Annotated in this window: 10 protein-coding genes; 9 read left to right on the top strand and 1 reads right to left on the bottom strand. The window is 37.1% G+C overall.

What is annotated here, in order from left to right; genetic code table 11:
* Window positions 1-4: 4 nt before the first annotated feature.
* The 9 genes from HMPREF2837_RS00745 to HMPREF2837_RS00785 all read left to right on the top strand — a co-directional run bounded on the left by HMPREF2837_RS00745 (window position 5) and on the right by HMPREF2837_RS00785 (window position 10,927).
* The gene (locus HMPREF2837_RS00745; RefSeq protein WP_075230518.1) at window positions 5-265 is read left to right on the top strand and encodes a hypothetical protein; all 261 of its coding nucleotides are present in this window, start codon (window positions 5-7) and stop codon (window positions 263-265) included.
* 11 nt (window positions 266-276) lie between these two features.
* Window positions 277-1,617 carry an MATE family efflux transporter gene (locus tag HMPREF2837_RS00750; RefSeq protein WP_049548448.1) on the top strand — a complete coding sequence of 447 codons (1,341 nt, stop codon included), beginning with the start codon at window positions 277-279 and terminating at the stop codon, window positions 1,615-1,617.
* 180 nt (window positions 1,618-1,797) lie between these two features.
* Window positions 1,798-2,766: a thiamine pyrophosphate-dependent dehydrogenase E1 component subunit alpha gene (locus HMPREF2837_RS00755; RefSeq protein ID WP_036757432.1), complete on the top strand. Its 969-nt coding sequence runs from the start codon at window positions 1,798-1,800 to the stop codon at window positions 2,764-2,766.
* Between the two features lie 16 nt (window positions 2,767-2,782).
* Window positions 2,783-3,775: an alpha-ketoacid dehydrogenase subunit beta gene (locus HMPREF2837_RS00760; protein WP_049548449.1), complete on the top strand. Its 993-nt coding sequence runs from the start codon at window positions 2,783-2,785 to the stop codon at window positions 3,773-3,775.
* 326 nt (window positions 3,776-4,101) lie between these two features.
* A complete protein-coding gene (locus HMPREF2837_RS00765; RefSeq protein ID WP_075230519.1) occupies window positions 4,102-5,145 on the top strand; it encodes a dihydrolipoamide acetyltransferase in 1,044 nt (347 codons plus the stop codon).
* Between the two features lie 39 nt (window positions 5,146-5,184).
* Complete coding sequence (gene lpdA, locus HMPREF2837_RS00770) at window positions 5,185-6,888, top strand: dihydrolipoyl dehydrogenase (RefSeq protein ID WP_075230520.1); 1,704 nt, start codon at window positions 5,185-5,187, stop codon at window positions 6,886-6,888.
* 58 nt (window positions 6,889-6,946) lie between these two features.
* Complete coding sequence (locus HMPREF2837_RS00775; protein WP_049529672.1) at window positions 6,947-7,936, top strand: lipoate--protein ligase; 990 nt, start codon at window positions 6,947-6,949, stop codon at window positions 7,934-7,936.
* A gap of 613 nt (window positions 7,937-8,549) precedes the next feature.
* A complete protein-coding gene (locus tag HMPREF2837_RS00780; protein ID WP_049548452.1) occupies window positions 8,550-9,758 on the top strand; it encodes a hypothetical protein in 1,209 nt (402 codons plus the stop codon).
* Window positions 9,755-10,927, top strand: a complete 1,173-nt coding sequence (locus HMPREF2837_RS00785) for an AAA family ATPase (RefSeq protein ID WP_049548453.1) — start codon at window positions 9,755-9,757, stop codon at window positions 10,925-10,927. The genes HMPREF2837_RS00780 and HMPREF2837_RS00785 overlap by 4 nt, the downstream gene beginning before the upstream one ends.
* Before the next feature lie 151 nt (window positions 10,928-11,078).
* On the opposite strand, the gene xerS is transcribed toward HMPREF2837_RS00785, so the two are convergent.
* Window positions 11,079-12,149, bottom strand: a complete 1,071-nt coding sequence (gene xerS, locus HMPREF2837_RS00790; protein ID WP_049548454.1) for a tyrosine recombinase XerS — start codon at window positions 12,147-12,149, stop codon at window positions 11,079-11,081.
* Between the last annotated feature and the right edge of the window lie 523 nt (window positions 12,150-12,672).

Here is a 12,672-nt window from a genome sequence, read left to right on the forward strand (position 1 = left end):
GAGGATGAATTATTTTCGTAAACTTAGAGATAGAAAACGAAAGGCTTGCCACGGAGTGTTTTGTCCTGCTGCCAACCGTACTAAACTTCAATATGAAACCAAGGAAAAAGCCGACCACGCCGTAGACTATGATAATGGTGGATTGGTTAGGAGCTATTATTGCGACACTTGTAATTGTTGGCATACGACATCAAAAGCTAGTAATCCACCATTAAGCTTGAAAAAATACGGCTTAAAGCTTTTTGGCTTGGATGAAAAGGAGTAGAAAGAGAAGGTATGTACTCAACTCAACATCTCAAAGATAAAATTATCTTATTTTTAAAAATATTCTTTCCGATATTGATTTACCAATTTGCTAATTATTCGGCCTCCTTTGTTGATACAACAATGACGGGTCAGTATAACACACTGGATCTGGCAGGAGTTTCCATAGCTACAAGCTTATGGAATCCTTTTTTCACCTTTCTGACAGGGATTGTATCAGCCTTAGTACCTATTATCGGACACCATTTGGGCCAAGGACAGAAGAAAGAGGTTGCTTCAGATTTTTATCAATTTATTTATCTATCTTTAGCCTTATCCCTTATTCTTTTTGTACTAGTCTTCTTTTTAGTACCAGTTATTTTGGGATATATGGGATTAGAGACAGCTGTAGCAAGTGTAGCAACCCGTTATTTATGGCTACTAGCTATTGGTATTATCCCGCTCTTACTTTTCAGTGTGATACGTTCTCTACTTGACACACTCGGATTAACAAAATTATCTATGTATCTCATGCTTCTCTTGCTTCCTTTTAATAGTGGTTTCAACTATGTATTGATTTATGGAGCATTTGGAGTACCTGAACTTGGAGGCGCAGGTGCAGGTCTTGGTACCTCACTTGCCTACTGGGTTTTGTTATTGATTTCTATCTTAGTCTTGTTAAAGCATAAAAAGCTTAAGGAATATCATCTAGAAGTACCAATGCCCTTGCGAATAGAAAAAATCAAAGAAGCAATTCGTCTCGGGTTACCAATTGGGGGTACTGTCTTTGCGGAAGTAGCCATTTTTTCAGCAGTGGGATTGATTATGGCAAAGTTTTCATCTTTGATAATAGCAAGTCATCAATCTGCCATGAACTTTTCGTCTCTCATGTACGCCTTTCCTATGAGCATCTCAACAGCCATGGCTATTGTTGTTTCCTACGAAGTAGGGGCTAGACGCTTAAACGATGCTAAGCAATACATACATATTGGACGTTTAACAGCTATGGTATTTGCGATTTTGACACTTGGTTTCCTTTATATCTATCGTGAAAATGTTGCTAGTCTCTATGGTCAAGATCCAGAGTTCATTCAACTGACAGCTTCTTTTATGACCTATAGTTTGTTTTTCCAATTAGCTGATACCTTCGCAGCACCCTTGCAAGGAATTTTACGTGGCTACAAGGATACGGTTGTTCCCTTCTATCTTGGACTTCTTGGATACTGGGGCGTAGCTATTCCACTGGGAATAGTCTTAGATTACTGGACAGGATTAGGCGCCTATTCTTATTGGATTGGTTTAATTGTTAGTCTGGTGATTAGTGGTATACTTTATCAGTGGCGTTTACAAGTTATTATGAAAACAATCAAATAATTTGATGAAAAAAACTGGAAAAACTGTTTGTGAAATAGTTGTTTTATGTAAAGAAAAGTCTTGATTTCATTGGCTTTTCTTTTTTTACATTGTGAAAAATTATCAAGCATAATCTTTGACTCTAGTTAACCTATCAGTTAGAATAGAACTATAAGAAATTAAACTTAGAAAGGCAAGATTATGTCAACTTTAGATAAAAATCTTTTGCTTGAGATGTTCCGTAAGATGGAAGAAATTCGTCGTATGGATTTAAAAATTGCTCAATTAGTAAAAAAAGGTAAAGTGCCAGGTATGACGCACTTTTCTGTTGGTGAGGAAGCTGCAAACGTTGGGGCTATGTTAGCTCTAAACGAAGACGACCTCATAACATCGAACCACCGTGGTCACGGACAAGCCATTGCTAAAGGAATCGACCTCAATGGTATGATGGCTGAGATCCTTGGTAAATATACGGGAACTTGTAAAGGTAAAGGTGGATCTATGCACATCGCCGACCTTGATGCAGGTAACCTTGGTGCCAACGGTATTGTTGGTGGTGGTATGGGAATCGCAGTAGGGGCTGCCCTTACTCAACAAATGAAAAACACTGGTAAAATCGTTGTCTGCTTCTTTGGTGATGGAGCGACTAATGAAGGTGTATTCCACGAAGCTGTTAATATGGCTTCAATTTGGAATCTTCCGGTAATTTTCTACTGTATCAATAACGGTTATGGAATCTCTGCCGATATTAAGAAAATGACTAATGTCAAGCATATCCATGAGCGTAGTGCTGCTTACGGTATTCCTGGAATGTTTATCGAAGACGGTAACAATGTTATCGATGTCTACGAAGGATTTAAAAAAGCAGTTGACCATGTTCGTTCTGGTAAAGGTCCTGTCTTGATCGAAAGTGTAACCTATCGTTGGCTTGGTCACTCATCATCAGACCCTGGTAAATATCGTACACGTGAAGAAGTCGATGAGTGGAAGGAAAAAGATCCAATCGAAAATCTTCGCAAGTACCTTGTTGAGAACAAGATTGCAAGTGCAGAAGAACTTGAAGAAATTCAAGCGCAAGTTAAGGAAGCAGTGGAAGCATCTGTTAAGTTTGCAGAAGAAAGTCCATTCCCTCCACTAGAATCAGCTTTTGAAGATATTTACGCAGACTAAGGAGAGGTAGAGAAATATGGAAACTAAATTAATGTCTTTCCGCGATACCATTATCCTTGCAATGTCTGAGGAAATGCGTCGCGACGAAAATGTGCTTTTGATGGGTGAAGATGTCGGAGTTTTTGGTGGAGACTTTGGTACATCTGTAGGTATGCTTGAAGAATTTGGACCAGAACGTGTTCGTGACTGTCCGATTTCTGAAGCTGCTATCTCAGGTGCAGCTGCTGGTGCAGCCATGACAGGACTTCGTCCAATCGTTGACATGACTTTCATGGACTTTTCTGTTATTGCCATGGATAATATCGTCAACCAAGCAGCTAAAACTCGTTACATGTTTGGCGGTAAAGGTCAAGTGCCGATTACAATCCGCTGTGCCGCTGGTAACGGAGTAGGTTCTGCAGCTCAGCACTCACAATCATTGGAATCTTGGTTCACTCACATCCCTGGATTGAAGGTTGTTGCTCCAGGTACACCAGCTGATATGAAGGGGCTTCTTAAGTCTTCTATCCGTGACAACAACCCTGTTATCATTCTTGAATACAAATCAGAATTCAACCAAAAAGGTGAAGTACCAGTAGATCCTGACTATACAATTCCGCTTGGTGTTGGTGAAATTAAACGTGAAGGAACTGATGTAACTGTCGTAACATACGGTAAAATGCTACGACGTGTTATGCAAGCAGCTGAAGAATTAGCAGAAGAAGGGATCTCAGTAGAGGTGGTTGACCCACGTACTTTGGTTCCACTTGATAAAGAGATTATTATTAACTCTGTCAAGAAAACAGGAAAAGTAGTTCTCGTCAATGATGCCCACAAGACAAGTGGTTTTATCGGTGAAATTTCAGCTATTATCTCAGAATCAGAAGCATTCGATTATTTAGATGCACCTATTCGCCGTTGTGCAGGGGAAGATGTACCGATGCCTTACGCACAAAATCTTGAAAATGCAATGATTCCAACAGTTGAAAGCATCAAAGATGCCATCCGTAAAACTCATAACAAACAATAATACATAAAATAAATTATGTAGAAAATTAATTAGACGAGAAGCTTTGTATCTTTTAGGTGCAGAGTTCTCTTCGTCCTTGATATCTTAGATTAGAGCACGGGCTAAAAGCTCGGAAAAAAGATAAATCTCCTTGACTTCATCGAAGTCTGCGTTGATTTCCTATTTTTCGGTCGCTTTTAAACGCCCTTAGTATCTTATAATTGAATTCGGACGGAGGTCTGCGAAAAAAAGATAGATTTCCTTGTGTTCATGGAACACATCGTCAATCTCCTATTTTTTCATTGCCCTCTTCGTCCTTAATATCTTGTAATAGAATAGGAGAGGTCATGGCTGATGATAAGCTAAGAGCGACTCCTGCAGCTAGAAAATTAGCGGATGATTTAGGAATTAATCTCTACGATATTTCTGGCTCAGGCGCAAACGGTCGTGTCCACAAAGAAGACGTGGAAACATTTAAAGACACTAATGTGGTTCGCATTTCACCACTTGCAAAACGAATTGCCCTTGAACATAACATTGCATGGCAAGAAATTCAAGGAACTGGTCATCGTGGCAAGATTATGAAGAAGGATGTTTTAGCTTTCCTTCCGGAAAATATTGAAAACGATACGATTAAATCACCTGCTCAAATCGAGAAAGTGGAAGAAGTTCCAGATAATGTAACACCTTACGGTGAAATAGAACGTATCCCGATGACACCGATGCGTAAGGTTATCGCTCAACGTATGGTTGAATCATACTTGACTGCACCAACCTTCACGCTTAACTACGATGTCGATATGTCTGAAATGCTTGCCCTTCGTAAGAAAGTCCTTGATCCAATCATGGAAGCAACTGGTAAGAAAATCACTGTTACAGACTTGCTTTCACTTGCAGTTGTTAAGACGCTTATGAAACACCCGTACATTAACGCTTCATTAACGGAAGATGGTAAGACAATTATCACTCACAACTATGTCAACCTTGCGATGGCTGTTGGAATGGATAATGGTTTGATGACGCCAGTTGTTTATAATGCTGAAAAAATGAGTTTGTCTGAGTTGGTAGTTGCCTTCAAAGATGTTATCGGACGTACTTTGGATGGTAAACTAGCTCCTAGCGAATTGCAAAATTCAACCTTCACCATTAGTAACTTGGGAATGTTTGGTGTTCAATCATTCGGTCCAATTATTAACCAACCGAACTCCGCAATCCTTGGGGTTAGCTCAACAATTGAGAAACCTGTTGTAGTAAATGGTGAAATCGTGATTCGTCCAATTATGAGTCTTGGTTTAACAATTGACCACCGTGTCGTAGATGGTATGGCTGGTGCTAAGTTTATGAAAGACTTGAAAGCTTTAATTGAAAACCCAATCTCAATGTTGGTTTAGAGAATTTATTTTTAGAAATATAGATAAAGGAAGTAAGATATGGCCTTAGAAGTAATTATGCCAAAAGCCGGCGTGGATATGACAGAAGGACAAATCGTCCAATGGAATAAAAAAGTCGGAGAATTTGTAAAAGAAGGAGAGATCCTTTTGGAAATCATGACTGACAAAGTCAGCATGGAATTGGAAGCAGAAGAAGACGGTTACTTGATCGCTATCCTGAAAGGGGACGGCGAGACTGTTCCTGTTACTGAAGTTATCGGTTATCTTGGTGAAGAAGGGGAAAATATCCCAACAGCTGGAGCAGCTGCACCAGAAGCTAGCCCAGCACCTGCAGCAAGTGCTTCGAACGATGATGGTAAGAGCGATGATGCTTATGATATCGTTGTTATTGGTGGTGGACCTGCTGGTTATGTATCTGCCATTAAAGCAGCACAATTAGGTGGTAAGGTTGCTCTTGTTGAGAAATCTGAACTTGGTGGAACCTGCTTGAACCGTGGATGTATCCCAACCAAGACTTACCTTCACAACGCTGAAATCATTGAAAATATCGGTCATGCAGCAAATCGTGGTATCGTGATTGAAAATCCTAACTTCACTGTTGATATGGAAAAACTTTTAGAAACAAAATCTAAAGTTGTCAATACTCTTGTTGGTGGTGTTGCAGGGCTTCTTCGTAGCTATGGAGTTGATGTTCATAAAGGTATCGGTACTATTACTAAAGATAAGAATGTCTTGGTAAATGGTTCTGAATTGCTTGAAACTAAGAAGATCATCCTTGCTGGTGGTTCAAAAGTAAGCAAAATCAACGTTCCTGGTATGGAATCATCTCTTGTGATGACTAGTGATGACATCCTTGAAATGAATGAAGTACCAGAAAGCCTCGTTATCATTGGTGGTGGAGTTGTCGGTATCGAGCTTGGCCAAGCATTCATGACATTTGGTTCAAAAGTTACTGTTATCGAAATGATGGATCGCATTGTTCCAGCAATGGATGCTGAAGTATCTAAAAACCTTCGCTTGATTCTTGAGCGCAAAGGTATGACTATCTTGACAGGTACTAAACTTCAAGAAATCATTGAAGAAGATGGCAAACTCCGTATCAAAGTTGAAGGAAAAGATGATATCATCGCAAATAAAGCCCTTCTTTCAATCGGTCGTGTTCCAGACCTTGAAGGTATCGGAGATGTTGAATTTGAATTAGACCGTGGCCGTATTAAGGTTAACGAATACATGGAAACTTCTGTTCCAGGTATCTATGCACCAGGTGATATCAACGGTACTAAGATGTTGGCTCACGCTGCCTTCCGTATGGGTGAAGTTGCTGCTGAAAATGCTCTTAAAGGAAATCACCATGTTGCTAAATTGAACTTGACTCCTGCAGCTATTTACACACTTCCAGAAGTAGCAGCAGTTGGTTTGACAGAAGAACAAGCTCGTGAGAAATATGATGTCCAAATCGGTAAATTCAACTTTGCCGCAAACGGACGTGCAATTGCATCAGATGCTGCTCAAGGATTTGTTAAAGTCATTGCAGACAAGAAATATGGTGAAATCCTTGGTGTTCATATCATTGGTCCTGCTGCTGCAGAGTTGATCAATGAAGCGTCAAGCATCATCGAAATGGAAATCACTGTTGAAGAAATGCTTAAGACAATCCACGGACACCCAACATACTCTGAAGTTATGTACGAAGCATTTGCTGATGTTCTTGGAATGGCTATCCATTCACCTAAGAAAAAATAAAAATAGATAGACTAGACTGGAATTATTTTCCAGTCTCTATCGTATTAGAAGGTATCTTATGAAATACATTATCAATCATTCAAACGACACTGCCTTTAATATTGCTTTAGAGGAGTACGCTTTTAAGCATCTTCTTGATGAAGATCAAATCTTCCTTCTTTGGATCAACAAACCATCTATCATTGTAGGTCGTCACCAAAATACCATCGAAGAAATTAACCGTGACTATGTACGCGAAAACGGTATTGAAGTAGTCCGTCGGATCAGTGGTGGTGGAGCTGTTTACCATGATTTGAACAACCTTAACTATACCATCATTTCAAAAGAAGATGAAAACAAGGCCTTTGACTTCAAGAGCTTCTCTACTCCAGTTATCAATACCTTGGCTGAACTTGGTGTTAAAGCTGAATTTACAGGCCGTAACGACTTAGAAATAGACGGTAAGAAATTCTGTGGAAATGCACAAGCCTATATCAATGGCCGTATCATGCACCATGGTTGTCTTCTCTTTGACGTGGATTTGTCAGTCCTAGCTAACGCACTTAAAGTGTCTAAAGATAAGTTTGAATCAAAAGGGGTTAAATCAGTCCGTGCTCGAGTAACTAATATTATCGATGAGTTGCCAGAAAAGATCACTGTTGAAGAATTCCGTGATTTACTCTTGGAATACATGAAAAAAGAATATCCTGAAATGACAGAATATGTATTTTCAGATGAAGAATTGGCTGAAATCAATCGTATTAAAGATACTAAGTTTGGAACTTGGGATTGGAACTATGGGAAATCACCTGAATACAATGTCCGTCGTGGCACAAAATTCCCAAGCGGTAAAGTTGAAATCTTTGCTAACGTTATCGAGTCAAAAATTCAAGATATCAAGATTTACGGTGACTTTTTCGGTATCGAAGATGTTGCAGCAGTAGAAGACGTCCTTCGTGGTGTCAAATACGAACGTGAAGACGTTCTTAAAGCCCTACAAACCATAAACCTAGGTCGTTACTTCGCAGGAATTACTGCAGAAGAAATTGCTGAGGCTGTGGTGGAATAAAAATAAAGAAGTTGGTTTTAGGTAAGCAGTCTTGTCTATGGGATTAAGTGAGTAGAACAAATCTACTCACTTTTTTTCATTATTCAAACTAAAACTCCTCCTCCTCATACTCTATGCTTTTAGACCGATCCAATCGACAAAAATACTCTTCAGCTCGTTCGAGATTTAAAAATTTACAAGCTCCATCTTTATTCAAAGGAATTTTTGTTTCAAATATTGATTTCGAAAACATATCTTCAGGAACATAATCGTGAATTTCACCAAAAGTAGTTAATTGGCATGTTTCGATTTTAGATCGTTTAGACTATTGCTCATTCTGACTTTCTGGACTATGTCTAAAATTTTTCATTGCCAACTCCTTTACTTTTATTTTTGTCTGTCTGATGATAACTCTGAATATCTAAAGAGTCAAGTGTAAAATCCAGAAAAATAAAAATAGCGACCAAAATCGCTATTTAAGGGGGTATAGGTATTTATTATTTTGACTACTGGGTGACTGGTTGCCTTGGACTGATCTCTGATATATGGTATAATAGAAAAATAAAAACTGCTAATCAATGATCTTCTTGTAAGAGAGAGACAAAAGAGTGATTAAGAAAGTTGGAGGTGTTTGTTGGTAAAGAAATTTTTCTTAGACATAAATTATCGTAGGGTAACCACCTATACATTAGTTACATATACAATCCTTGGTTGTTTGTTTAAAATTAATATATTACAGCCGTATTCTGGATATAAGATGATTTTTGCTGTAGTGGCAATATTGTCCTTTTACTTTTTAATAAATGAGAAGAAGGATGATTTTTTATTTGTAACCATATTGTATGTACTGCTCCAGCCCGTATTGGATTGTCTAATTCCCATAGCTAATATCGATTTAAATGTACTACTAATGGCTATTGCCATATTGAGTGCTGTGAGTTGGCGGATAGATTCTATCAATAAAATTAATACAGAAGCAGACAATTCTCAATCAAGTATAGACTATTTCAACTTAGTGTATCTGAATTCGGCTAAGTCTTATGAGATTGCTACCCTAATCGATGATACTATCAAGACAACTATTCAGAAAGAAAATAGCAATATAATAAGTCGTAAAAACTCTTTTAAAATTGGAATGAGGAATAGTTTTTACTCAGGATATGAAAATGACAACGAATTAACTGCAGAAAGCAAAATCAATGAGAGTTTTGAAGTTAAAAGTACTAAATCTACGATTTTTAGAAAAGTCTATGAAATGTCTAAAAATTTTCAAGCTGAGAACCTGGAGCAAGGAGATTTAATAAAATTTGACAGTGTGGCTCTTAATCCCGTAAACGCACAAGATATTCCACTTATATTGCAGGTATTACAGGCTAGCAAGTTGGATAATCCTAGCACCGAGGGAATCGAATTAAATATGTCAAATCTACTTTCTACTTTTTTGACTGACTATACGATTGATTATAGCTTCCAACAAGATGGTGAAGAATTCTTGGTTCGTTTCCCTTATGGAGATGTTGAAGGTTTTGAGAATGGATATAGACATAGCGATTTTCAACTTGGAAAACTTAGCTTAGTTGGAATAGATAGAGGCAAGGTTGATTTTTCAGAAGTGGATACCATATCAACAAGATTTTTAGAGTTTATGAGTAAGCAAGCCAAGAAGAATAATGTGATAAAAAATGTAAAAGATATTATCCCAAAATCCTCATTATCTGAAAAGAGCGATAAATCAGGGGCGGAATTCGAAATAGATTTCAAGTATGAAAAATTAAAAGGAACATACCATTTGATAGATGTGATTGCTGTCGTTCAGAAAATCAATGTGGAGAGTGAATCGTGATTTATTTATATGATGTTGCAAGAATAGATGATTTAAAAAAACGCTTCTCAGAAAGTAAAAAGATTGATATCACTCGTATTTTATCTCACGATTTCTCTAATTTGAGTGAAATAGAGGATATATGCAAGGAATTTGACACTGTAAAAGGATTAGTTATAGATTTATCTGCCTTGATGAATTTAAATGCCTACAATAGCCAGTATATAGGTCGGCTTTTCTTTTTGTTAAGTAAAGTACCTATCTCCCTTATTTTTTGGCTAAATAAGTTAAAATATGAAAGTGTACTAAAAGAGTTGCCACTTCTATTTGAAGATGAAGAAATAAATGAAGATTTTGCTAATCCAGAAGTTCAAAATTTTAATCCTGATGATGTCATGAAAGATAGGAGCAATACTGAATTTAGAAATAAAATACAGGAGGCTGCCAGCAAGCTAATCGGTCATGATTTATTTAAGGAAGATTTTGTACAGAAGTATGCAAACTTTATACTACTCGAAAAAATAGGAGTTAGAAAGATTTTTTCTGTGTTTTTAATTGGTGAATCTGGAATAGGTAAGACAGAATTTGCTAAGATTTTATCAAAGTCGCTCTATCCAGATGAGGAGCTTATCAAAATTAATTTTGGAAACTACTCGACAGAAGGAGTGTTGAATAGTTTAATAGGTTCTCCACTCGGATATGTTGGAAGCGATGAGGGTGGTGAGCTTATTATAAAAATTAATTCATCAAAATCTAGAGTTATTCTTATTGATGAATTCGAAAAAGCAACACCAGCTGTATTTAATTTCTTTTATGAGCTACTGGAAGATGGTAAATTTACGGATAGACATGGTGTTGCTCACAATCTTAATGGATATACTATTGTATTTACTTCAAATATGACTTCTGAACATTATATTCAGTATATTCCAGCTCCACTGAGGTCTCGGTTTGATTTACTTAGTGATTTTCAAATTCCCAACCTTGACGAAAAACGACTATTTATCCAAGAACAAGCAAATAATTTGGTAGATAAGCTTAATTCTATCAAAGAAGGAACCTATGCAATTGATGACGAACTAACGGAAAAAATTATGAGATTCTCAGAAGAAAATAATCTTCGTCACATAAAACGCCTTGTTCAGGATACAATTGCGGAAGATTTCAGAAGAAGATATGAAGGAGAATGAGTTCCGCATTTTTGGGGTGAGTCAAAATAAAAATCATGGAACCGTGATTTTTTAAGGTTATAGGCTTTTGCTAATTTGAACTGCTGGGTGACTGATTACTTATCCAGCTTCTTTTGTACAATAACATTCTACATAATTTATGTTATGTATTTTACAGACTATCCAAGGCATTTTTCTGTTCATCATTGACAATATGGGTATACAAGTCAGTAACTTGTGTGCTGGCATGTCCCAGTTGATGGCTTACCAAAACCTGTGATTTGGTTGCATCATAGAGACGTGTTGCAAGCGTATGGCGTAGTTTGTGGGGAGTTACCCGAACTTTGAAGTCTTCCGAATACTTAGCTACCATCTTTTCAACACTAGAAGCATCGATACGGTTTGGAACCCCTCGATACAAGGTTAAGAAGAGAGCTGTATCCTTTTTTTCTGTCTTATATCGTTTGTCTCGAATAGCAAGATATTGCTCTAAATAAGGCTTAGCAAATGCAGCAACATTGACCGAGTCTCTTTTTCCGCCTTTTCGAGTGACGTCAATCACCATCATCTTAAGATTGAGGTCTCGAAGATCTAGGTTAACTGCTTCAGAAAGACGGACACCAGAGGCAAGAAGGAGTGCGATAATCGCTAAATCTCGCTCCTTATTCTTGTTAAAGGACGATAAGGCTCGATTTGAGAGAGTTTTAGGGTATTCCTGGTCGATATAGTTAAGGAAACCTTCTGTTTCATTGCCTAAAAAGAGTTTTTGCTTGATATTCTCAGCTCGTGCAGCTAAAGTTTCTTTCTTTTTCTTGGTAGCAACCTTCTTCATAACATTGCGATAGAAATAAGGTTCTCCTTGTTCGTTTTCAACTTCCTCAGTCAAATACTTATAAAGACTAGAAAGTGCAGAAATGGTACGGTTAATGGTTGTTTGAGATACACCATTTTTCGTCGTATTGGCATTGAGTAGTGGACGTTCACGTAAGTAAAGAATAAAAGATTCCATGTCTTTCTTGGTCATGTGCTCCAGAACGTCTAAGGGAATATTAGACATGGTATCAGCATCCGATATACCAGATTCCAAGACCCAGGTGAAAAATCGATCGTATTCCTTTAAGTATTCATATAAGGTCGTAAAACTATATGGAACGGCCAGTTTTGATTGGTAATATTCTAAGACGTACCAAGGCATGACTTGTTTGAGTTTATCAATCCGTTCTAATAAGATCTCGCGTTTCATGTTTTTCTCCAAATCTTTCTATACTAGTAGTATAGCATACCCAACTATATTTTTCAAGAAAATTATAGTTTTTCGGAAAGATGTTGCAGGGGAGATTTAGGAATGTTCAAATATAGTACGTAACCAAAAATTTTTTAGAGTTAATTATCCTTAATTATGTACTTTATTTAAGTGAAAACTAAAATTTTTTTCAATTATCCATAATCCAAAAAGGATAAACCATTTTCAGCTCCAAAATACACTTTAATCAAAAACCGACGTAAAAAATCCCTAGAAGACAACAGTCCTCTAGGGATTTAGTGTATTCTTGAGCTATTTATTCAACAATTTGATTATATTACATGTGTCAAAAATATCTCTTTATTTATTTTTTAAAACATGTTGTATATAAGAATTGAAACAATAGAAAAGATTAATAAGAGGATTAAGAGGATTAAGAGGATTAAGAGGATTAACAAGATAAAAATAATTACTTTTTTCATGATTTATTAGACTTCCTGCGAAACAAAATATGATACAATAA

The organism is Streptococcus sp. HMSC071D03, assembly GCF_001812125.1.
GTDB classification, from domain to species: Bacteria; Bacillota; Bacilli; order Lactobacillales; family Streptococcaceae; genus Streptococcus; species Streptococcus pseudopneumoniae_N.

Excerpts from the sequence above, each read along its gene's own strand:
- HMPREF2837_RS00745 (WP_075230518.1), top strand. The coding sequence starts at position 5 with ATGAATTATTTTCGTAAACTTAGAGATAGAAAACGAAAGGCTTGCCAC.
- HMPREF2837_RS00750 (WP_049548448.1), top strand. The coding sequence starts at position 277 with ATGTACTCAACTCAACATCTCAAAGATAAAATTATCTTATTTTTAAAA.
- HMPREF2837_RS00755 (WP_036757432.1), top strand. The coding sequence starts at position 1,798 with ATGTCAACTTTAGATAAAAATCTTTTGCTTGAGATGTTCCGTAAGATG.
- HMPREF2837_RS00760 (WP_049548449.1), top strand. The coding sequence starts at position 2,783 with ATGGAAACTAAATTAATGTCTTTCCGCGATACCATTATCCTTGCAATG.
- HMPREF2837_RS00765 (WP_075230519.1), top strand. The coding sequence starts at position 4,102 with ATGGCTGATGATAAGCTAAGAGCGACTCCTGCAGCTAGAAAATTAGCG.
- lpdA (WP_075230520.1), top strand. The coding sequence starts at position 5,185 with ATGGCCTTAGAAGTAATTATGCCAAAAGCCGGCGTGGATATGACAGAA.
- HMPREF2837_RS00775 (WP_049529672.1), top strand. The coding sequence starts at position 6,947 with ATGAAATACATTATCAATCATTCAAACGACACTGCCTTTAATATTGCT.
- xerS (WP_049548454.1), bottom strand. The coding sequence starts at position 12,149 with ATGAAACGCGAGATCTTATTAGAACGGATTGATAAACTCAAACAAGTC.